The sequence below is a fragment of the Arthrobacter sp. NicSoilB11 genome, assembly GCF_019977375.1.
Taxonomy (GTDB): Bacteria; Actinomycetota; Actinomycetes; order Actinomycetales; family Micrococcaceae; genus Arthrobacter.
The window spans coordinates 556,407-577,195 of sequence record NZ_AP024657.1; the positions used below are offsets into that span (position 1 = coordinate 556,407).

25 protein-coding genes are annotated in these 20,789 nt (G+C 66.3%); 15 read left to right on the forward strand and 10 right to left on the reverse strand.

Annotated features, from left to right (window positions below):
- The first annotated feature begins 33 nt into the window (after positions 1-33).
- Genes LDO14_RS02690 through LDO14_RS02710 form a run of 5 tightly spaced genes read left to right on the forward strand, consistent with a single transcriptional unit; the run spans position 34 to position 2,291 of the window.
- Complete coding sequence (locus LDO14_RS02690; protein ID WP_026266136.1) at positions 34-483, forward strand: Asp23/Gls24 family envelope stress response protein; 450 nt, start codon at positions 34-36, stop codon at positions 481-483.
- Positions 480-671, forward strand: a complete 192-nt coding sequence (locus LDO14_RS02695; RefSeq protein WP_018771704.1) for a membrane protein — start codon at positions 480-482, stop codon at positions 669-671. Before LDO14_RS02690 ends, LDO14_RS02695 begins: the two co-directional genes overlap by 4 nt.
- Positions 668-1,048, forward strand: a complete 381-nt coding sequence (locus LDO14_RS02700) for a hypothetical protein (protein ID WP_018771703.1) — start codon at positions 668-670, stop codon at positions 1,046-1,048. Before LDO14_RS02695 ends, LDO14_RS02700 begins: the two co-directional genes overlap by 4 nt.
- Complete coding sequence (locus LDO14_RS02705; protein WP_223993650.1) at positions 1,045-1,683, forward strand: hypothetical protein; 639 nt, start codon at positions 1,045-1,047, stop codon at positions 1,681-1,683. The genes LDO14_RS02700 and LDO14_RS02705 overlap by 4 nt, the downstream gene beginning before the upstream one ends.
- A complete protein-coding gene (locus LDO14_RS02710; protein WP_223993652.1) occupies positions 1,680-2,291 on the forward strand; it encodes a hypothetical protein in 612 nt (203 codons plus the stop codon). Before LDO14_RS02705 ends, LDO14_RS02710 begins: the two co-directional genes overlap by 4 nt.
- Positions 2,292-2,376: 85 nt before the next feature.
- Here the strand turns inward: LDO14_RS02710 and LDO14_RS02715 are convergent, their stop codons facing one another.
- Positions 2,377-4,179, reverse strand: a complete 1,803-nt coding sequence (locus LDO14_RS02715; RefSeq protein ID WP_223993654.1) for a glycoside hydrolase family 13 protein — start codon at positions 4,177-4,179, stop codon at positions 2,377-2,379.
- Positions 4,180-4,319: 140 nt separating this feature from the next.
- On the opposite strand from LDO14_RS02715, the gene LDO14_RS02720 reads away from it, so the two are divergent.
- The 5 genes from LDO14_RS02720 to LDO14_RS02740 all read left to right on the forward strand — a co-directional run bounded on the left by LDO14_RS02720 (position 4,320) and on the right by LDO14_RS02740 (position 8,976).
- Positions 4,320-5,612 (forward strand): ABC transporter substrate-binding protein, encoded by a 1,293-nt coding sequence (locus LDO14_RS02720; RefSeq protein WP_018771699.1) that lies wholly within the window; start codon positions 4,320-4,322, stop codon positions 5,610-5,612.
- A 7-nt stretch (positions 5,613-5,619) separates the two neighbouring features.
- Positions 5,620-6,657: a sugar ABC transporter permease gene (locus LDO14_RS02725; RefSeq protein WP_223993656.1), complete on the forward strand. Its 1,038-nt coding sequence runs from the start codon at positions 5,620-5,622 to the stop codon at positions 6,655-6,657.
- Entirely contained in the window at positions 6,654-7,553 is a 900-nt protein-coding gene (locus LDO14_RS02730) for a carbohydrate ABC transporter permease (protein ID WP_018771697.1), read from the forward strand. Before LDO14_RS02725 ends, LDO14_RS02730 begins: the two co-directional genes overlap by 4 nt.
- Entirely contained in the window at positions 7,550-7,798 is a 249-nt protein-coding gene (locus tag LDO14_RS02735) for a hypothetical protein (RefSeq protein WP_026266133.1), read from the forward strand. Before LDO14_RS02730 ends, LDO14_RS02735 begins: the two co-directional genes overlap by 4 nt.
- A gap of 125 nt (positions 7,799-7,923) precedes the next feature.
- Positions 7,924-8,976, forward strand: coding sequence for a LacI family DNA-binding transcriptional regulator (locus LDO14_RS02740; RefSeq protein WP_018771695.1), 1,053 nt, complete (start codon positions 7,924-7,926; stop codon positions 8,974-8,976).
- A 4-nt stretch (positions 8,977-8,980) separates the two neighbouring features.
- Here the strand turns inward: LDO14_RS02740 and LDO14_RS02745 are convergent, their stop codons facing one another.
- Together LDO14_RS02745 and LDO14_RS02750 are read right to left on the reverse strand one after the other, a co-directional pair.
- Positions 8,981-9,871 (reverse strand): hypothetical protein, encoded by an 891-nt coding sequence (locus LDO14_RS02745; protein WP_223993658.1) that lies wholly within the window; start codon positions 9,869-9,871, stop codon positions 8,981-8,983.
- A 34-nt stretch (positions 9,872-9,905) separates the two neighbouring features.
- Positions 9,906-10,712, reverse strand: coding sequence for an exodeoxyribonuclease III (locus tag LDO14_RS02750; RefSeq protein WP_026266132.1), 807 nt, complete (start codon positions 10,710-10,712; stop codon positions 9,906-9,908).
- 161 nt (positions 10,713-10,873) lie between these two features.
- Between LDO14_RS02750 and LDO14_RS02755 the strand changes: the two genes are divergently transcribed.
- The 4 genes from LDO14_RS02755 to LDO14_RS02770 are packed head-to-tail and all read left to right on the forward strand — an operon-like array spanning position 10,874 to position 14,527.
- Positions 10,874-12,034 (forward strand): enoyl-CoA hydratase/isomerase family protein, encoded by a 1,161-nt coding sequence (locus tag LDO14_RS02755; protein ID WP_223993659.1) that lies wholly within the window; start codon positions 10,874-10,876, stop codon positions 12,032-12,034.
- Positions 12,027-13,043 (forward strand): 3-hydroxyisobutyrate dehydrogenase, encoded by a 1,017-nt coding sequence (gene mmsB, locus LDO14_RS02760; RefSeq protein ID WP_223993661.1) that lies wholly within the window; start codon positions 12,027-12,029, stop codon positions 13,041-13,043. The genes LDO14_RS02755 and mmsB overlap by 8 nt, the downstream gene beginning before the upstream one ends.
- Positions 13,040-13,816 carry an enoyl-CoA hydratase gene (locus tag LDO14_RS02765; protein WP_018771690.1) on the forward strand — a complete coding sequence of 259 codons (777 nt, stop codon included), beginning with the start codon at positions 13,040-13,042 and terminating at the stop codon, positions 13,814-13,816. Before mmsB ends, LDO14_RS02765 begins: the two co-directional genes overlap by 4 nt.
- A 27-nt stretch (positions 13,817-13,843) precedes the next feature.
- Positions 13,844-14,527 (forward strand): DedA family protein, encoded by a 684-nt coding sequence (locus tag LDO14_RS02770; RefSeq protein WP_223993663.1) that lies wholly within the window; start codon positions 13,844-13,846, stop codon positions 14,525-14,527.
- Between the two features lie 19 nt (positions 14,528-14,546).
- Here the strand turns inward: LDO14_RS02770 and LDO14_RS02775 are convergent, their stop codons facing one another.
- From LDO14_RS02775 to LDO14_RS02795, 5 genes are all read right to left on the reverse strand, one after another.
- Positions 14,547-15,329: a MerR family transcriptional regulator gene (locus LDO14_RS02775; protein ID WP_018771688.1), complete on the reverse strand. Its 783-nt coding sequence runs from the start codon at positions 15,327-15,329 to the stop codon at positions 14,547-14,549.
- A 61-nt stretch (positions 15,330-15,390) separates the two neighbouring features.
- A complete protein-coding gene (locus LDO14_RS02780) occupies positions 15,391-15,720 on the reverse strand; it encodes a hypothetical protein (protein ID WP_018771687.1) in 330 nt (109 codons plus the stop codon).
- Positions 15,721-15,868: 148 nt separating this feature from the next.
- A complete protein-coding gene (locus LDO14_RS02785) occupies positions 15,869-16,072 on the reverse strand; it encodes a cold-shock protein (RefSeq protein WP_009357211.1) in 204 nt (67 codons plus the stop codon).
- A gap of 132 nt (positions 16,073-16,204) precedes the next feature.
- Positions 16,205-16,831 carry a response regulator gene (locus tag LDO14_RS02790; RefSeq protein ID WP_018771686.1) on the reverse strand — a complete coding sequence of 209 codons (627 nt, stop codon included), beginning with the start codon at positions 16,829-16,831 and terminating at the stop codon, positions 16,205-16,207.
- Positions 16,828-18,057, reverse strand: a complete 1,230-nt coding sequence (locus LDO14_RS02795) for a histidine kinase (protein ID WP_018771685.1) — start codon at positions 18,055-18,057, stop codon at positions 16,828-16,830. The genes LDO14_RS02790 and LDO14_RS02795 overlap by 4 nt, the downstream gene beginning before the upstream one ends.
- A 197-nt stretch (positions 18,058-18,254) precedes the next feature.
- On the opposite strand from LDO14_RS02795, the gene LDO14_RS02800 reads away from it, so the two are divergent.
- Positions 18,255-18,833: a heme-binding protein gene (locus LDO14_RS02800; RefSeq protein WP_018771684.1), complete on the forward strand. Its 579-nt coding sequence runs from the start codon at positions 18,255-18,257 to the stop codon at positions 18,831-18,833.
- Between the two features lie 54 nt (positions 18,834-18,887).
- On the opposite strand, the gene LDO14_RS02805 is transcribed toward LDO14_RS02800, so the two are convergent.
- Entirely contained in the window at positions 18,888-20,081 is a 1,194-nt protein-coding gene (locus LDO14_RS02805; RefSeq protein ID WP_223993665.1) for an acetyl-CoA acetyltransferase, read from the reverse strand.
- The gene (locus tag LDO14_RS02810; RefSeq protein WP_134165185.1) at positions 20,078-20,767 is read right to left on the reverse strand and encodes a CoA transferase subunit B; all 690 of its coding nucleotides are present in this window, start codon (positions 20,765-20,767) and stop codon (positions 20,078-20,080) included. Before LDO14_RS02810 ends, LDO14_RS02805 begins: the two co-directional genes overlap by 4 nt.
- Positions 20,768-20,789: the final 22 nt, after the last annotated feature.

Genomic DNA, 20,789 nt, shown 5'->3' on the forward strand with positions numbered 1-20,789 from the left:
ATAGGGTGGAAACAACAGAAGGGGGAGTGCCTGATGGAATACCAGAACCCACAACCCGTGGTGCCAAACCGTCCTTCCGGAAGCCCGGCTCCGGGGCCCGGCCGGACGATAATTTCCGAGACTGCCGTGGCAAAGGTGGCGGGAATTGCCGCGCGGGCGGTTCCCGGGGTCTACTCCCTGGGTTCGGGCCCGTCCCGTGCCTTGGGCGCGATCCGCGACGCCGTCGGAAGTTCTGACCACGCTGCGGGCGTCCACGCGGAAGTGGGCGAAACGCAGGTAGCTGTTGATATCACCCTGGTGGCAAGCTACGGCACACCGCTGCATGCATTGGCCAATAATGTCCGCGCCGCCGTGTACCGCGCAGTTGAGGAACTGGTGGGGCTGCAGGTCATCGAGGTGAACGTCGAGATCGCGGATGTCTACGTTCCGCCGCCGGTCAAAACAACCGCGCCGTCTGCTCCCGAACGGGAGGCGCTGCTGTGAGCCTCACGATTGCCGGCACCGCCATCGGCGCCTTCGTGGCGTTCATGTCCCTGCAGTTCGGACTGTGGGGTTTCCTCGTCTCCCTGCTCTTCATGGCAATCGGAGCGCTCCTGGGCCGTGCCGCCGAAGGGAAGCTGGACCTGCGCGGGGTGTTCGATGCCATCACCGGCCGGCGCTCGTCCTCATGAGCTCGCCCGCGCCCGTTGTGCGTGGGCAGGCGCTCAGCGGCCATAACCGGATCAGCACCCAGGCCTTGACCAGCCTCGCCAAGGCTGCTGCGGCCCAGGCGTTGGGCGTCGACGCCCAGGACGTGCGGGCGGACTGGACGGACGACGACGGCCTGCTGGCTTTGTCCCTCGTCACCCCTATCGGCGTCCCGCCGTTGCAGTCCGTGGTGGCCAACCCTGCACGGGTGGACGCACTCGGCGGGTCCATCTGGGACCGCGCCGTCAGGGCCAAGGAAAGCATCCTGGCAACGGTCTCGGAATTGAGCGGTTCCCGGCTGAGCCGCGTGGACATCCGGATCAGCGGGGCAAGGATCAGTACAGAAGGGCGGGTACGGTGAGCAGCAGTGTGGAAAGCCGCCCGGTGAACAGCGGACCGCGCAGAAGCAACGGACCGGACATGCGCAGGGTGGTGTACCGCGAGACCCATTCCCCGCGGGCGGTGGTGTCGGTTGTTGCCGCCGCCCTTGTGCTTGTGCTGGCCGCTTACGGCGTCCTCGAATCGGGAGTGCACGCCGTGGGCCAGCCCGCGTGGCTGATTGAGCCCCAGGTGGCGGCGCAGCGCATCGTGGATCTTCCCGCCGGAACCTCGCCGCTGCTGCTTGCCGCGATCGGCGGCGTGCTCGCCATGGTGGGGCTGATCTTCCTCCTCAGCGGCATCCTCCCGGGAAAGCGCGCCCGCCATCTGCTGGCCGGCGGACGGGAGGAAGGGCTTCCGGCGGTGGTGGTGGACGACGAAGTCATCGCCTCCTCCCTCGCCCGCCGGGCACGGCTGGCCGCCAACGTCACGCCTGAACAGGTCATGGTGATTGTCTCCCGGCGGCAGGTTCTGGTGAACGTACGGCCCACCTCCGGTGTACCTGTGGAGCAGGACAGGGTGCTTGAAGCCGTCCGCGACGAGCTGGACCAGATGCTGCTGGAACCGGCGCCTGTTCCCCGCGTCAATGTCACTCCTTCGGGGGTGATCGGAGCGTGAACAGCACACCGGCGCTGCTCAACCGCATCCTGCTCACCCTGCTGGGCCTGATCCTCCTGGGGGCGGGCGTCCTGCTGTTGCTGCTGGCGGCCGTTCCTCCGGTTGCCTCCTGGTGGCACTCCTGGTCCGCCGGGTTGTGGAGCGGCATCAACCGGCTCTTTGACGCCACCCGGTTCCCCGGCCGGCCGGAAAGCTGGCTGTGGATTGTGGTGGCACTGGCGCTGCTGGCATTGATGGGCCTCATGGTTGCCTGGATTGCCCAGCAAGGAAAGGGCCGGTCAAACCTTCTGGCCGCCGAATACGATCCCGGCGACACGCCCGGCGACGTCCGGATCGGCGGCGGGGTGGCGGAACAAGCGCTGCGGCACGCCCTCGAGGGACGGCCGGACCTGGCCGGTGCCACCGTCACCACCTACGACGTCAAGGGCTCTCCCGCGTTGAAGGTGCGTCTCCTGCCGCGCCAGGGCGTGGCACCGCACCTGCTGGCAGTGGAGGTCGCCGGGCTGCTTGACGCGATGGAAGCTGTGGTGGGCAAGGAAATTCCTGTCCTTATCCACATCGGGGCGGGCGCGCGGACCCGCTTCAGCCGGGCCGAGCGGGTCCGCTGAACCCATTGCCAACCGTAGGCTGCCGCGCCCGCGGTGCCGCTGCGCCAGTTGCGCAGCGGCACCTGCCCCGCTTCATCCTTTGCAGCTATATCCGTTGCAGGTACACGGTGCAGTCCACAGGAACCTCTGTCATCCCGGTCCAGTCGTCGGCCGGTTCGGGACCGCTGGAGAGCACTACGGCATAGCCTTCGGGCACGGGGGCCGAGGCGAAGCCCATGTTGGACAGGACCACCACCTCCCCGTTCCGGAACGCCAACAGTCCACTGTCCGGTGCGTGTTCGTCCGTCCACTCCACGCTGCCGCTGCCCAGGTGCCGGGCTGACCTGAATGCAAGGGCGGCACGGTAAAGCTCCAGCGTTGAGCCCTCCTCGCCGTCTTGCTGATCGGCGGCCAGGGGGCCGAAGCTTTCCGGCTGGGGGAGCCAGGGCTCGGGAGCTTCCCCTGACAGTGCTCCGGAGAAACCGAAGCCGGGTTGATCCCCTGCCCACGGCAGCGGGACGCGGCAACCGTCCCGGCCGATCTCGGCACCGTCGGTCCGGAAGAAGGTAGGGTCCTGCCTGGCCGAGTCGGGGAGGGTGGTGTGCTCCGGGAGGCCCAGCTCCTCGCCCTGGTAGAGGTATGCCGAGCCCGGAAGCGCCAGCGCGACCAGTGAGGCGGCCCGGGCCCGGGCAAGTCCCAGGGCTGCGTCGGGCTGTTCGTCTGCGGCGCCGATGCCCTTGGGGAAAGTAGTGGGATCTTTGAGCCCAAACCGGGTGCTGTGCCGCAGGGTGTCGTGGTTGCTGAGGACCCACGTGCACGGAGCACCCACGGATGCTGCCGCTGCCAGGGATGCGTCGATGGCGTCGGCCATGCGTTCGGCGTCCCAGCCGGCCAACAGGAAATCGAAGTTGAAGGCCTGCTGCATCTCATCGGGCCGGACATACCGTGCCAGGCGCTCGGCAGGTTCCACCCAGGCCTCGGCCACCATCATCCGGTCACCGCCGTATTCGGCCAGGACCCGGTTCCAGTCCCGGTAGATGGCATGGACCCCGTCCTGGTCGAAGAACGGCGACGGCGGGTACATCGGGGAGACGGCCCGGTGCGGTTCCTCGGCATCGGTGTGGGCATGCGGGGCGTCGCCCGGCAGGTGGCTTTCCAGGCGCGGAGCGGAGGTTCCTTCCACCATCGCCGCCACCCCATCCCAGTCCGGAAGACCCGCTTCCTTTACCAGGCCGTGGGCAACATCCACCCGGAAGCCGTCCGCGCCGCGGTCCAGCCAGAAACGCAGCACCGAACGCATTTCCTCCTGCACTTCCGGGTTGTCCCAGTTCAGGTCCGGCTGCTTGGTGTCGAAGAGGTGCAGGTACCACTGTCCGGGTGACCCGTCGGCTTCGGCCACTCGGCTCCAGGCCGGGCCGCCGAAGACGGACTTCCAGTTGTTGGGCGCCCGTCCGCCATCCCCGGACCCCGGCACCTCATCCTTGCCGTCCCGGAAGATGTACCGGTCCCTTTCCGGGCTTCCCGGCTCCGCCGCCAGCGCTTCCCGAAACCACGCATGCTCATCGGAGGTGTGGTTGGGAACCAGGTCCACGATCACCTTCAGTCCGCGGCGGTGAGCTTCCTGCAACATGGCGTCGAAGTCGGCCAGCGACCCGAAAAGCGGGTCCACTTGCCGGTAGTCCGCTACGTCATAACCGCCGTCGGCCTGCGGCGACTTGTAGAACGGGGACAGCCAGATGGCATCCACTCCCAGCCCTTCAAGATAGGGGAGCCGGTCCAGGACACCGCGAAGGTCGCCCATGCCGTCGCCGTTGCCGTCGGCAAACGACCGGGGATAGATCTGGTAGACAACGGCGTCTGTCCACCAGGACGGCATTTGGCGGGGCGCCGGAACGGTTGGGTCGGGCATTTGGTTCCCCTCTGATAACTTTTTGATGTAAACGCTTGCATTCCCGACAGTCACCTTACTAGTGTGATGGTCACCACATCAACCTCACCTAGCAAGCGCACTGTCGACTTACTTGTCACTCAGCGAGGAGCTTCAAGCCAATGAAAACCCCGAGATTCCTGCTTCCGGCGGCCACTGCCGGCATCCTGGCCCTTACGTTGTCCGCCTGCGGCGGCGGAGGTGGAGGGGGTACCACGGGCGGCGGTGGAGGCAGTGACGCTGACGCCAACCTGGATGCCCGCGGCCCGATCACCTTCGTCCAGGGCAAGGACAACAACAATGTGATCCGTCCCCTCATCGATAAGTGGAATGCGGCCCACAAGGATGAGCAGGTCACCTTCAAGGAACAGACCGACCAGGCAGACCAGCAGCACGACGACCTCGTCCAGCACTTCCAGGCCAAGCAGTCCGACTACGATGTCACCGACGTGGACGTCGTCTGGACGGCAGAGTTTGCCGCCAAGGGCTGGCTGCAGCCGCTGAAGGACAAGATGGCGGTTGACACGAGTGCCATGCTTCCGGCCACCGTGAACAGTGCCACGTACAAGGGCACTCTTTACGCTGCACCGCGCACTTCCGACGGCGGCATCCTCTTCTACCGCAAGGACCTGGTACCCAATCCGCCCAAGACCTGGGACGAGATGATGGGCATGTGCTCCATCGCCAAGCAGAACAACATCGGCTGCTACGCGGGACAGTTCAGCAAGTATGAAGGCCTCACGGTCAACGCGGCCGAAGCCATCAACTCCGCCGGCGGCTCAGTCCTGGACAAGGACGGCAAGCCCAGCCTGAACACCGCTGAAGCCAAGGCCGGCCTGGGGAACCTCGCCAAGGCCTACGCGGACGGCAACATCCCCAAGGAAGCAATCACCTATAAGGAAGAGGACAGCCGCCAGGCGTTCCAGAGCGGCAAGCTCCTGTTCCTGCGCAACTGGCCCTACGTTTACAGCCTCATGAGCACTGAAGGCTCGTCGGCTGTGAAGGACAAGTTCGGCATGGCTGCCCTTCCGGGCAAGAGCGGCCCCGGTGCATCATCACTGGGTGGCCACAACACCGCAATCAGCGTGTACTCCAAGCACAAGGCCACTGCACTGGACTTCGTGAAGTTCCTGACCTCGGCCGAGAGCGAGAAGTTCTACGCTACGCAGGGCTCGCTGGCTCCGGTCCTTGGATCGCTGTACACCGACCAGGAACTTGTAGCCAAGCTGCCCTACCTGCCGGTCCTGAAGACGTCCATCGAGAACGCCGTGCCGCGTCCCGTGACGCCGTTCTACCCGGCCGTGACAAAGGCAATCCAAGACAACGCATACTCCGCAATTAAGGGAGAAAAGCCCGTGGAAACCGCACTTTCTGACATGCAGAAGTCCATCGAATCCGCCGGTGCGGGATCGTAGTTCTGCCATGGCAACCGAACTAGGCCCGACGCCGGTCAAAGCACCGGCGTCGGGCGGTACCCCCGTCCATCACGCGCCCAAGGGTGTGGGGGAGGACAACAGGATCGCCAGCCAAGGACGCTGGGCATCCTGGCTGCTCGCTCCCACCATCCTTGCCTTGGGCATTGTCATTGTTTACCCCATCATCAGCGCCATCGTCATGTCCTTCCAGAAGGACGCCGGCCTTGACCCAGCCACCGGCCTGTTCACCGCGGGTGGCCCGGCAGGCATCCAGAACTATGTGAACTGGCTCGCGCAGCAGTGTTCGGCGCCGACAGGCGGAACAGTCGCCTGCCCGCCTGGCACCCTGGGCGGCCAGTTCTGGTCCGCCACCGCCACAACATTTTTCTTCACCGTCGTCACGGTCGCGTTCGAAACGGTGCTTGGTTTCTGGATGGCCATGATCATGGCCCGCGAATTCCGCGGCCGCAGCCTGGTCCGCGCAGCTGTCCTGGTGCCGTGGGCCATCCCCACCGCCGTGACGGCCAAGCTCTGGTTCTTCATCTTCGCCTTCGAGGGCATCGCCAACAAGCTGTTCAACACCACCATCCTGTGGACGGGCAGCGAGTGGCCGGCCAAGTGGGCTGTGGTCATCGCTGACGTCTGGAAGACCACGCCGTTCATGGCTTTGCTGATCCTGGCAGGCCTGCAGATGATCCCGGCTGAAGTGTATGAGGCCGCAAAGGTGGATGGAACCACTGCATGGCAGCGGTTCCGGCTGATCACCCTGCCGCTGGTCAAGCCGGCGCTCATGGTGGCGATCCTGTTCCGTACCCTGGATGCACTGCGCATGTTTGACCTGCCCTACATCCTCACCGGCGGCGCCAACAACACCACCACCTTGTCCATCCTGGTCATTAACCAGATCAGGCAAGGCTTCAACTCGGCAGCCGCACTGTCCACCATCACCTTCATCATCATCTTCCTTGTGGCCTTCATCTTTGTCCGCTTCCTCGGGGCAAACGTCGTTGAACAGAGCGGCGCCACAGGAAAGGGGAAGAAATGACCACGGCAACGGCAGACGCCTCGGCGCTGCGGGCAAGGCAGGACAAGGGCCGCAAGGCTGCGCAAAACCGGGAAAAGTGGGCGCAGGGCAGGACCTACATCAGCGCGGCCATCGTGCTGCTCTGGTGCCTGGCGCCGGCCTACTGGATGGTGGTGACCGCCTTCCGCGAGGTCGGGTTCACCTACGACACGTCGATCCTTCCCACGCACGTGACCCTGGACAACTTCAGGACCGCCTTTGATACGTCATTCGGCAACAGGTTCGGCCAGGCGCTGCTCAACAGTGTGTTCATTGGTGGCGTGGTGACGCTCGTGTCCCTGCTCATCGGCGTGTTCGCCGCCTACGCGCTGGCCCGGTTGAACTTCCGGGGCAAGTTCCTGGTGCTCGGCTTCATCCTGGGAGCTTCCATGTTCCCCGGTGTTGCCCTGATCACCCCGCTCTTCCAGCTGTTCACCAACATTGGCTGGATGGGCACGTACCAGGCGCTGATCATCCCGAACATCTCCTTCGTGCTCCCGCTGACGGTCTACACCATGACCTCGTTCTTCCGGGAAATGCCTTGGGAGTTGGAAGAATCGGCGCGCGTTGACGGCTGTACCCAGGGACAGGCCTTCCGCAAGGTCATCATGCCCCTGGCAGCGCCGGCAATCTTCACCACGGCGATCCTGGCCTTCATTTCCTCGTGGAATGAGTTCCTGATCGCCAGCCAGCTGTCCAGCGACGCAACCCAGCCGGTGACGGTGGCCATTGCCAACTTCGCCGGTGCACAGCCCAACCAGATCCCGTACACGGCCATCATGGCCGCGGGCACCATCGTCACCATCCCGCTGGTGATCCTGGTGCTGGTGTTCCAGCGCAAGATCGTCGCCGGCCTTACGGCTGGTGCGGTCAAGTGACGCCCAACGGTTCCCGCCCCCGCACTCCGGGGGCGGGAAACCGCAGCCGTATGGTCCGTTCGGGCGAAGACTTCGACATCATTATCGGCTTCCTCGCATTTTGGGCCCTTGTCCTCCTGGTGGTAACCGTGTGGATGGAAGTCACAGCCCAACCGGCCCTCGGCTGGGCCCTGGGCCTGCTGGCAACACTGCTGGCGCTGTATGGAATGGTTCGCCTGCGCCGAAAGCTGCCGGCCCGCAGGTAAGGGAGCCCATGCGTCGGTTCCCCGCCATAGTTATCAATGCCTCGCCGTGGAATGCGAAAATACAGGGCGGGCGTAACGCAGGGCCTTTCGGCCCTACGCCGAAAAGGAGTTAAAGAGGGGACACGGTGGCACGGACAACGGAAAGGTCCCAGCGGGGCGGCCATAACGGCGTCAGCATCGAGGACGTGGCGGCAGCCGCCGGAGTCTCAACAGCAACTGTCTCCCGGGCTGTACGCGGCCTGCCCCGGGTCTCGCCGGCCACCCGGGAAAAAATCCTGGAGGTGGCCGGAAACCTGGGCTACGTTGCATCGTCCTCCGCCTCCGGCCTGGCCACGGGCCGGACCAAGACCATCGGTGTCCTGGCCCCGTTCGTCAGCCGCTGGTTCTTCTCCAAAGCAATTGAGGGCGCGGACCGCGAGCTGCATGCCCGGCACTACAACCTCTCCCTGTTCAACCTCGGCGGCCACGGCAGCAACCGTGAGCGGCTCTTCAGCAAGACCATGGTCTACAAGCAGATCGACGCCCTGCTGGTTCTATGTATGGCGCTCAGCCACGAAGAGATCGAGCACCTGCAGAAGATCGACATTCCGCTGGTAGTGGTGGGTGGCCACGTGGAGGAATGCCCCTACATCGGCATCGACGACTACGCCGCCGCCTCAACAGCCGTCCGGCACCTGATCGACCTGGGCCACCGGGATATTGCCCTGCTGCATGGCGACGACGAAACCGACCTGAACTTCGACGTCCCCCGGGTGCGCATCCTGGCGTTCAAGGACGTGATGGCCGCGGCCGGCCTGCCCACCCGGCCGGAATGGGACGAATGGGGGGACTTCACGGTCCGCAGCGGACAGGAAGCCTTCCGCCGCCTGTGGTCCCGTCCCGGACAGAAGCCCACGGCAATTTTCTGCGCCTCGGACGAGATGGCCATGGGAGTCATCTTCGAGGCCAACCGCCTGGGCGTCAACGTCCCCGGCGAACTGTCGGTGGTGGGCATTGACAACCATGATTTCGCCGATGCCATGGGCCTGACCACGGTTGGGCAGCGCCCCGACGAGCAGGCCGAGCTGGCCACCAAGATGCTCCTGGACGAACTGGACGGCGAGATCGGATCCGTCCACTCAGCCGTCGCGCCCCATGAACTCATCATCCGGCGCACCACAGCGCCCCCCAGGAACTGACGCGTCAGGACGCGCGGGCCAGCTGCCGGATGGGGATCCAGCGGGACGCGAGCCTGCGGTAGGCGGCCGCAGCCCCGGTCATGTCACCCTCCGCCAGGCACTCGATGCCCAGCCGGATATCCATGGGGGATTCGTCCGGGTAGACCTTGTCTGCCACGGCGCCGTAGTCCAGTTCCACCATGGAGTTGACGTGGAACAGTTCAAGCCACTCCGTCAGCTGCGCCAGGTCGTCAAGCATGTCCAGGTCCGGGGCGGCGAGGGCCAGGTTGGCCACCGCGTAGCGGGCCCGTTCCAGGGCATCGGTGATGGGCGCCCAGACCCGAACGGTGAGGATGCGCCCAGCGGCCTCCACCACATCCTTGCGGTCCGACTCCATGAACAGCGAGAACCAGCTGAACGGGATTCCCCAGGTTGACGCCCGCGTATGTACCCGGATGGATCCGTCCCGGGACTTCACCTGGTCGATCCGTTCCTGGTGCCGGTCACGCTGCTCCTCCGGGATCAGCAGCTCGGCCAGGGGGCCATGGATTCCCTCCATCAAGGCGTTGGCCGCCAGTCCGGCGCGCAGGACAAGCTGGCTGGGGCAGTACAGGAGGACGGGCTCGGCGTCGGCGTCAGCACCGTCGTCGGGCGCTCCACCCTCCGGGGCCGGCACGGTGGTGACGCGCACCAGGTCCGTGCGCCCCGTGGGGAAGGGGTCCCCGCCGGAGCGGGTGATACGGCCCAGCGAGGCCAGCAGTTCAGCGTTTTCGACGGCGGCACGCGGGACCGCCCGGGCCCCCGCGGCCTTGATGGCCGGACGCTGGTCCTCCGGAAAGGCTTCCAGGGGTTCGTAGACGCGCAGGGTTGAGGAAAATGGCAGGCCGGCCTGGCCCCGATAGAGGTTTCCCGTCATTACGGTCTCCTTGAATGGGTCCAGGATGCAGTCATCAGTCCGCCAGTTCCACCAGCACGGGAGCGTGGTCCGAAGCGCCCTTGCCCTTGCGTTCCTCGCGGTCGATCGAGGCCCCGGTGACGCGCGCGGCCAGGGCGGGGGAGGCCAGGATGAAGTCGATCCGCATGCCCTCCTTCTTGGGGAACCGCAGCTGGGTGTAGTCCCAGTAGGTGTAGACGCCGGGGCCCGGCGTGTAGGGGCGCACCACATCGGCGTAGCCGGCAGCTTCGAACGCGTGGAACGCCTCCCGTTCTGGCGGGCTGACGTGAGTTGCGCGGTTCCGGATGAACAGGTCGATGTCCCAGACGTCGTCATCAAAGGGCGCGATGTTCCAGTCACCCATCAGGGCCACCTGTGCCTGGGGGTTGTCCGTGACCAGGGCCTGGGCGTGCGTCTTGAGGCTTTCCAGCCACTTGAGCTTGTACGGCATGTGCTCGTCGTCCAGCGAACGGCCGTTGGGGACGTAAAGGCTCCAGACCCGGATGCCGCCGCAGGTGGCAGCCATGGCGCGGGCTTCCTGCACGGGATCCTTGCCCGCCTTGCCGAACGAGGGCTGGTCCAGGAACGTCCGCTCCACGTCTTCAAGCCCCACCCGGGAGGCAATGGCTACGCCGTTCCACTGGTTCACCCCGAAGTGGGCCACCTCGTAGCCCATCCGTTCAAAGAGCTCCCAGGGGAAGTTATCGTCCTTGCACTTGGTCTCCTGGATGGCCAGGACGTCGCAGTCGCTGCGCTGGAGCCAGGCTTCAACACGGTCGGCGCGGGCACGGAGCGAATTCACATTCCAGGTAGCTATCTTCACGGTTCCTAACTTACCTTGGCAGCCGCAGGGCGGGTAAAGCCTTGGCCGTCCCCGCGTCCGCGATCCGCCGTGGTTGGTTCCGGGCGTGAAGGGGCGGGTATATTCGCAACAGAATGACCTGGATCACTCATCCGGCCACCATGCGAAGGAGCACCCAGCCGATGACCGCAGCCAAGGACAGCACAACGGACAACGCGGCAGGGGACGGAAGCGCGGACGTACTCTTTGAGCGCCGCGGCCGGCTGGGCGTGATCACCCTCAACCGGCCCCGGGCCGTCAACGCACTTACCGCGGGAATGGTGGGGCTGCTCCTGCGGCAGCTCACCGCATGGGCAGGGGACGACGGCGTGGCCACCGTCCTGGTCCAGGGCGCCGGGGAGCGGGGCCTGTGCGCGGGCGGGGACATCGTGGCCATATACCGGGACATGCTGCACGGCGGGAACGGGACGGCCCACTTCTGGCAGACCGAGTACCGCCTGAACTCGCTGATTGCCCGGTACCCCAAACCGTACGTCGCCCTCATGGACGGCCTGGTCCTGGGCGGCGGGGTGGGCATCTCCGCGCACGGGGACGTCCGGGTGGTCACCGAGCGGACCAGGATGGGGATGCCGGAGACCACCATTGGCTTCGCGCCCGACGTCGGCGGGACCTTCCTGCTTTCACACGCACCAGGCGAGGCGGGAACCCACGCGGCGCTTACGGGAGCACACCTGGCAGCCGGGGATGCCCTGTTCCTGGGCCTTGCCGACCACTACGTTCCGTCGAACGCGCTGCCGCGCCTCGTGGCTGCGCTGGAGAAAGAAAGCCCGGAAGACGCCGTCGCCCGTTATGCCGGGCAGCCCCCTGCCTCCATGCTGGCCGGGCAGCGGGAATGGATCGACTCCTGCTACGCCCCGGACGATGCTGGAGAGATTGTCCGGCGCCTCCGGGCGTGGACCGGGCCCGGACGCGACGATGCCGCGGAAGCCGCCGCCACGATCGAAGCCAAGTCACCCACCTCGGTCACGGTCACCTTGGCGTCGCTGCGCCGCGCGGCCGGCCTGACCCTGGATGAGGCCCTGGCCCAGGAGTACCGGGCCGGGATCCGCTTCCTGGCCGCACCGGACTTCCGCGAAGGAATCCGCGCCCAGGTAGTGGACAAGGACAGGAACCCGCAGTGGAAACCTGCCACGCTGGCCGAGGTGCTTCCCGCCCAGGTGGAGGGGTTCTTCCAGCCCCTGGACGGCGGGGAACTGGACCTCCATGTCCCGCCTGAGCTGCACCCCCGGCTTGAACCGCACTCCAACCCCGACCTGCAGATGAAGGAGACGGACCATGCCTGACAAGAGCGGTGTGGCCTTCCTGGGCCTTGGACACATGGGGCGTCCCATGGCCCTGAACCTGGTCCGCGCCGGTTACCGGGTTGCTGGTTTCGACGTGGTCCCTGAAGCCCTGCAGTCGGCCCGTGCACAGGGCATACCGGTGGCAGGGAGCGCCGTGGAGGCGCTGGCCGGTGCCGACGTTGTCCTCACCATGTTCCCCAGCGGCCGCCACGTCCTGGACGCCTACGTGGGCGGTGCAGACGGACCCGGGCTGCTGGCAGAGGCGCCGGCCGGGACGATGTTCCTGGACTGTTCCACCATCAACGTCGACGAGGCCAGGGACGCCGCCCGCCTGGCCATCGAAGCAGGCCACCGCTCCGTTGACGCCCCCGTTTCCGGTGGCGTGGTGGGGGCCGAAGCAGGCACCCTGACCTTCATGGCCGGCGGCGACGGGGCTGACTTTGAGGCGGTGCGGCCGCTCCTGGAGGTCATGGGCAAGCGGGTGGTGCACTGCGGCGGACACGGAGCCGGCCAGGCGGCCAAGATCTGCAACAACCTCATCCTGGGCGTCTCGATGATTGCGGTCAGCGAGGCCTTCGTGCTCGGCGAAAAGCTGGGCCTGACCCACCAGGCCTTGTTCGACGTCGCTTCCGCCGCGTCCGGCCAGTGCTGGGCGCTGACCACCAATTGTCCGGTGCCCGGACCGGTTCCCACCAGCCCCGCCAACAGGGACTACCAGCCGGGCTTTGCCGCAGCGCTCATGGCCAAGGACCTCAACCTCGCCGTCAACGCCCTGGACAGCACAGGGGTGGCGGGACAGATGGGAGCGCTCGCCGCCCGGATCTACGATAGGTTTGCCGCGGAAGGCGGCGCGGGCCGCGACTTCTCGGCCATCATCACCGACATCCGCGACGCCTCCGGGCAGCATGCAGCGAGGCAGCAAGAGCCGGCGGCGGGGGAGAACACCGGCACGGAAATGCCGGGCCGGCCAGGGACCACAACAGCACACGACGACGGGAGCCCCGAATGACGGAGTACGCCAACATCCTGGTGGAGCAGCAGGGCAGGGTAGGGCTGGTAACCCTCAACAGGCCGTCGGCGTTGAACGCGCTGAACAAGGCCACCATGGAGGAGTTGGTGGCCGCCGTTACCGCCATGGATTCCGATCCCGGTTTGGGTGCCGTGGTGATCACCGGCTCGGGCAAAGCGTTCGCGGCCGGAGCCGACATCAAGGAAATGGCGGACCAGGGCTACATGGACATGTATGCCGCCGACTGGTTCCGGGGCTGGGAGGACTTTGCCCGGCTGCGGATTCCCACCATCGCTGCGGTGTCCGGGTTTGCCCTGGGCGGCGGCTGCGAACTGGCCATGATGTGCGACCTCATCATCGCCGGGGACAACGCCAGATTCGGCCAACCGGAAATCAACCTCGCCGTACTCCCCGGCATGGGCGGCTCGCAGCGGCTCACCCGGGCCGTGGGCAAGGCGAAGGCCATGGACATGATCCTCACCGGCAGGTTCATCGAGGCGGAGGAAGCCGACCGGTGCGGGCTGGTGTCCCGTGTGGTTCCGGCGGCGGACGTCGTGTCCGAGGCACTCAAGGTGGCAGGGGTGATTGCCGCCAAGTCCAAGCCCGCGGCGATGGCTGCCAAGGAAGCTGTCAATGCCGCCTTTGAAACCGGGCTGGCCCAGGGGGTGTTGTTCGAACGGCGGCTCTTCCACTCCCTGTTCGCCACGGAGGACCAAAAGGAAGGCATGGCGGCGTTCGCCGAGAAGCGCCAGCCGGAATTCAAGCACCGGTAACCCGGGCGCAGGGGACGGGACGGGCGTATGTGGACAATCTTGACCGGTGCAGCCAGCCCCACTGAGGGACTCACCGGAATCGTCGGGTCTGCGGCGAGGGCCATCGACACTTTGGGGGAGTGGGGCGTGGGGGGCTTCACGCTCGCCGAAACCGTGGTGCCTCCCATCCCCAGCGAGGTGATCCTCCCCCTGGCGGGATATCTGGCCAAGCAGGGCTCCCTGAACCTTTTCCTCGTTTTTGCCACCAGCACCCTTGGCGCTTATCTGGGGGCGCTGTTCCTTTACTGGCTCGGCGCCAAGCTGGGGCTGGAGCGGTCCATCCGGTGGTTGTCCAAACTGCCCTTGGTGGACCGCGAAGACTTCGAACACGCGGCAGGATGGTTCCGCCGCCACGGCAGGTCATCCATCTTCTTCGGCCGCCTGTTGCCCGGCGTCCGCAGCCTCATCTCCCTTCCGGCGGGGGCGGCGGCCATGCCCTTTGCCACCTTCACCCTGTTCACCCTGGCCGGCAGCGGGCTGTGGAACGGCGCCCTCATCGGCCTGGGCTACCTGCTGGGCACCCAATACAGGCTGATCGAGGAGTACTCACGCTTCCTGAACTATGCCGTCTACGCCGGATTGGCCATTGCCGTGGTGCTGCTGGTGGTCCGGCGGACCCGGCGCGCCAAGACTGATCGGGCGGGCGCCGGCAGCTCCAAGACCAGCCGCTAGGCTGCCTTCCGCCTCTGCCCTACAGATACTTCTCCGCAAAACTGCGAAGGGCCGCCCGAACGAAGCCCGCCCCCTCCACTCCGCCGTAATTGGCGGCGAAGCGCAGGTCTTCCACGTACATGTCCGCCAGCCCCAGGACGTATCCCTTGACATTCCCGCTGTTTCCGGCGGCCGGAGTCCCGGGGATGGACCTCAGCCAGTCGACGTGCCGCGTTGCCAGTTCCCGGGCCTCGGGACCGTCCGCAGCAACGCCGGAGCGGGCGGCAGCCTTCCAGTCGTTGCCAAGGGTTTCCACCTTGGACATCCACTCCTGCTTTTCGTCCGACGCCATGCCGCGCCACCACGCGTCGGATTTTGCGTAGGCCTCCTTGCCCCACCGTTCCTCCACCTCATCCTTGTACTGGGTGTGGTCGAAGCCGTCGAACATGTCCTCTGCCATCAGTTGGCCTCCTGCCCTTACTGTTTCAATGGTTCGCCGCACGGATTGCATTTGCCGTGCCAGCCGCTGCTGCTCCTGTCCGAGCCACTCAAGATGACGGGTGAGCGCGGTGACCGGGTCAGCCTGCTGGTGGAAGACCTCCGCGATGGCCGGCAGGCCCAGGCCCAGCTCCCGCAGCAGGAGAATGCGCTGCAGTTGGAGGAGGGCGGCGCCGTCGTAATAGCGGTAACCGTTGCTGCCCACCCTGCTGGGCTTCAGCAGGCCGATGTCATCGTAGTGGCGCAGCGTGCGGCTGGTGGTGCCGGCCATCCTGGCTACGTCCTGGATGGACCAGTCCGTGCCGGTGTCGGGGATGTCTTCCATGCTCCGAGCCTAGGGTTTGACGCTGCGTCAAGGTCAAGGTCAAGGTCAAGGTTTGAAATTGTCACCGCGCCTGCCGGCGGCGCCTGGCCTGGGCCACCAGCCGCGTGAAAGCGAAAACAAACACTGCCTCGATCACCAGCATGAGGCCCGCCAGCAGCCACTGCTGCCGGCTGATGAACACAATGCACCCGGTCAGGGCCAGGATGGTTCCCAGCGCCAGGGCGTAAACGGCAAAGCCGACCGCCACCCGGGCGCTGCGTACCCCGGTGCGGAAGCCGAAACCGTAGGGCTCCCCGCCGGGCTGGCCCGGCACGCGGTCCGGTGCAGCGGGCCCCAGAGCGTCAAACTCCTCCCACGGATCCTTGTCCCTGTCCTGGTCCTGTCCGGTCATGGATCAATTATCCCAAAAGGGAAACCGGAGGACTGGCCCCGGGAACACGTGCCCCACAAAACCCCCACATAAAAGCAGCGGCCCCTCCAACCTGAGCTGGAGGGGCCGCTGGATGGGGTCCCGGCAGGTGCCGGAGGCCGCCGAAGACTTAGAGCGGGCGGATGTTCTCTGCCTGCGGGCCCTTGGGGCCCTGGGTCACATCGAATTCGACCTTCTGGTTCTCGTCCAGTGAGCGGTAGCCGCTGGTGGCGATTGCCGAGTAGTGGGCGAAAACGTCAGCGGACCCGTCATCGGGGGCAATGAAGCCAAAACCCTTTTCGGCGTTGAACCATTTAACTGTGCCTGTTGCCATGGCTGCATTCCTTCATGTGACTCTGATTCTCTCCCCGGGGAATCATCCCGGAGTGCGCGGGAGTTAGTCCCCGCAGTCCCAAACGTACGGGGCACAGGGCCCGGGTGCAAGGGTAAGGGCCATAAACCGCGGTTACCGCATGCCCTCACGGCGTATCGCGGTGGCAATAGCGGCCGCCCGCGTATCCACTCCGAGCTTTGCGTAGATGTGCGCCAGGTGGGTTTTGACGGTGGCCTCGGAGATGAAAAGCCGCCGCCCGAGCTCCCTGTTACTGAGGCCTTCAGTGAGCAAACTGAGCAATTCTGCCTCCCGGGGGGTGAGGACTTCTTCGGGGTTGCGCAGCTGCTGGAACAACCGCGAGGCCACCGGCGGGCTCATCACGCTCCTGCCCTGAACCGCGCCGCGTATGGCGGCAAAGATTTCCTCCGGTGCGGCGTCCTTCAACAGGTAGCCCATGGCACCGGAATCGACTGCGCGGACAATATCGGCATCCGAGTCGTAGGTGGTGAAAACCAGGACTGCCTGCCCGCTGTTGAGATCCCGGATCCGCCTGATGGCCTCGATTCCATCCATGCCAGGGCCCATGGCAAGGTCCATCACCACCACAGCCGGGAGGTGCGCATGCACCAGCTGCAACGCTTCCTCTCCCGAGGATGCCTCCGCCACAACCGCCAGGTCAGGCTGGGTTCCCAGCAACGCGCGCAGCCCGCTCCTGACCACAAGGTGGTCGTCCACCAGCAGGACCGTGATGCTGCTCATGCGCCCTCCAACGGCAATTGCGCCGCCACGATGGTCCCCTCGCCGGGGGCACTTTGGATCGAGAATATGCCACCCAGCTGCTCCACCCGCTGCCGCATGGCCCGCAGGCCGTAACCTCCGGCCGTCGACGGCGGAGCTGCCGCCGCCGGATCAAAACCGGCGCCGTCGTCGTAGATGTCCAGGGTGACGGCGTCCGGCAGGAAGCCCACCGTCAGGGCAGCGACTGAAGCCGCAGCGTGCAGCGCGGTGTTGGAGGCCGCACTCTGCACCACCCGCAGCAGTGCGTGCCGGATGTCCGGTGAGACTTGCCTGGGGGCTCCTGTCACCACAAGGGTGGCTTCCGGCAGGTATTGCCGGGCGGCCAGCAGCAGCGCTTCCGGCAGCGGCGTTGATTCCAGCCCGGGGGAAGCAAGCTCGTGGACCAGGCTCCGGGTTTCCGCCAGGTTGGTGCGGAGCAGGCTGGTGGCCTGGTGGAGATCCTGCTGCGCGGCGCCACTTGGCCAACCACGCCCCGCGGCTTCGAGCAGGAGCAGGCTGCTGGCGAGCCCCTGGGTGACGGTGTCGTGGATTTCCCGGGACACCCGCTCCCGTTCGGCGATGGTGCCGGCCCGGCGTTCACTGGCCGCCAGCTGGCCTTGGGCCTCGGTAACCTCCGCATGCAGGCGGCGCTGCTCCTCGGCGTCGTGCTGTATCCGGTCATAGATGAGCGTCAGCATGACGCCTACGGCCACAGGCCCCAACAGCATGGCAAGGTCCGTACCGTTGCCCAGCCGGAACAGGCCGGCCGCGGTTGCCAGGGTGATGCCGCCCGCCAGGACGTAGGACGCAGCACCGCGCAGGGCACTCCTGCACAGGAAGAAGAGGGCGAAGGAACACCAGGCGAAGCTCGGTGCTGCCACCACCAGGACCGCCCAGACAGCCACCAACGCGACCATCCACGGCGCGCTGTGCCGGTCCCGCAGCGAGAGCAGGGCCACGACGGCGTACAGCAGGCAGGCGGCGGCGGCGAGTCCCAGGACCAGGACGTTGTCGGAAGGGGAATGCCGCATGACATAGCGCACCACCGATGCCACCAGGAGCACCGCGAAGCCCAGATGGACGGCGGCCTCAATGCTGCCCAGGCGGCCCTTGGGGGTGGGCGGCACCGGACGGGACGCGCCCCCGGCGCCCCCGGCGGCAACGGCGGCCGCCAGGCCGGTGGCCGGGGTGGAATCTTTGGCAGGCATGCGGGATCCGGATCTCGTGGTGGGAAGCACTGCCTTCCATGCTAGGGCTCCACGCCTGCAGGGTTCCTCAGCCTTTTGGCTGATACGGCTGGCCTTTCGGGCCAGCAAGGGGCAGCCGAAGGCCCGATGCCACGCCAACCGCTGCCGAGAAGGATGGAAACCGGCAACAGCACACCTACCAACCCAAGGAACGCACCATGAAGAAATCCCACAAGGCACTCACAGCCGCCGCAGCCGCAGCAATCCTGGTCACGGCCGGAGCCACCGCAGCCGCCAACGCCGGCACCGGCCGCGTCAGCGGCACTGAAGCGCCCGCCGTCGTGCCCGCCGTTGACGTGCAGCCGGCGCCGGAGACTGTGGTGCAGCAGAACCGCATCTCCGCCACAGCCTCCGCCCAGGCAGTCGCCGCGGCACTCGCCAAGTGCCAGGCGGACAAACTGCCGTTCGTCACGGTGGCGCTCGTTGACCGCTTCGGCACCGTCCAGGCACTGCTGCGGGGAGACAATGCCGCGGCGCACACCATTGAGGCCGCCAAGGAAAAGGCCTACACCGCAGCAGCTTTCGGTACCCCCACCAGCGAGCTGGCCAAGCGCATCAATGGCAATGGCCCCTCGATCGCAGACTTGCCGGGCACCCTGTTCCTGGCAGGCGGAGTCCCGCTGAAGGTCAACGGCGTTTCCGTGGCCGGCATCGGTGTGGGCGGGGCGCCCGATGGCGCCCTTGACGAAGCGTGCGCCACTGCCGGCGCCGAGTCCATCGCAGGCACTGCGAAATAGGCTGCGGTCCGCCGTCGTGAAAGCAGCCCACGACGGCGGACCGGCCCCGGACAGCTACACGGCCTCCAGGATGCTGACGTAATTGGCGATGCCCACGCCGCCCATGTTCTGCACGGCTGCCCGGCGCGGAGCCGGGAGCTGCATGTCGCCCGCGGTGCCCGTGAGCTGCATGGCCGCCAGGACGTGCTGGGACACGCCGGTGGCACCCACGGGGTGGCCTTTGGACTTGAGGCCTCCTGAGAGGTTGATGGGAAGTTTCCCGTCCTTGTAGACCCAGCCTTCCTGGAGCGCCAGGGCGCCCTGGCCGGGTTCGGTCAGGCCCATGGCCTCGTACATGAGCAGCTCAGCGATGGTGAAGCAGTCATGGACTTCGGCCAGGTCCAGGTCCTCAATCCCGACGCCGGCCATCGCCAGGGCACGCTGCCAGGACACCCGCGTGGCTTCGAACGCCGTCGGGTCCCTGCGCGCCGCGGGGAAGAAGTCGTTGGCCTGGCCAAAGCCGGCGAGCCGTACCGGTGCCGTGAGGCCTCCGGTTGGCGAAGTGGACAGCACGACGGCGGCGGCACCGTCGGACACGGGGGAACAGTCGGTCCGGCGCAGGGGATCGGCCACCATGGGGTTCTTGTCCGAGACGGTTTGGCAGAACTCCTCGCCGAGGTCCTTGCGGAGCTGGGCGTACGGGTTGTCCACGCCGTTGCGGTGGTTCTTGGCCGCGATGGTACCCAGGACGTCGCCCAGCTTCCCGTCAGCGTCGTAGCGTTTGGCGTAGTGCCTGGCCACTTCCGCGAAGAGTCCGGTGAACCCGGTGGTGGAGGGCCTGCCGGCCATGTCGTAGTCGGCGCCCAGCAGCCCGGCGCCCACCACATCAGCTCCCGCGTGGGTCATCTTTTCGGCGCCGATCACCAGGACCGTTTTGGCGGTTCCGGCGAGCAGTGCCTTGGTGCCCTGCTGGAAGGCCGCCGAGCCCGAGGCGCACGCGTTCTCCACGCGGGTGGACGGGACGTTGGCCAGGTCCGATGACACCTGCAGCGCCAGGGAGGATGGAAACGCCAGCGGCATCATGCCGGAGTTGAACTGTCCCACGTAGATTTCATCGATCCGGGCCGGCTCAATCCCTGCGCTGCTGATGGCGTCCGTGGCCACCTGGACGATGAGGGATTCCAGGGTGTCGTCGGTGAGCTTCCCGAACATGCTGTGACCCCAGCCGGTGATCAGGACATCCTTGCCGAACTGCTTTTTGAGGCTCATGCCGAGGCTCCTTCCAAGGTGGTGGCTGGATCGAGGGAGGGGGCGACCTCAAAGCCGGCTTCGGTCTTCTCCCGGATGTCCTCCACGGTGACCCCCGGTGCCAGCCTGGTCAGCGTGAGCTGCCGCCCGCCGTCGTCCTTTTTGTGAAGGTCGAAGACGGCGAGGTCGCTGATGATCCGGTCCACGCAGCTAAGCCCGGTCAGCGGCAGCGTGCATTCGCGGACGATTTTGGCGGTGCCGTCCTTGGCGTTGTGTTCGGTGAGGACCACCACGCGCGGTGTTCCTGCCACCAGATCCATGGCACCGCCCATGCCTTTGACCATCTTCCCGGGGATGGTCCAGTTGGCCAGGTCGCCGTTGCCGGAGACCTGCATGGCGCCCAGGATGGCCACCTTGACGTGCCCGCCCCGGATCATGCCGAACGAGGTGGCGGAGTCGAAGATGCTGCCGCCCGGCAGGACCGTGACGGTCTGCTTGCCGGCGTTGATGAGGTCGGCGTCCTCCTCGCCCTCGTACGGGAACGGGCCCATGCCCAGCAGCCCGTTCTCGCTCTGCAGCACCACCCGCACGCCCTCGGGCAGGTTGTTCGCCACCAGCGTGGGGATGCCGATCCCCAGGTTTACGTAGTCGCCGTCGTTCAGTTCTTCGGCCGCAATCGCAGCCATTTCATCCCTGGTCCATCCCATGGGTTTTCTCCTTTGGTCGTCT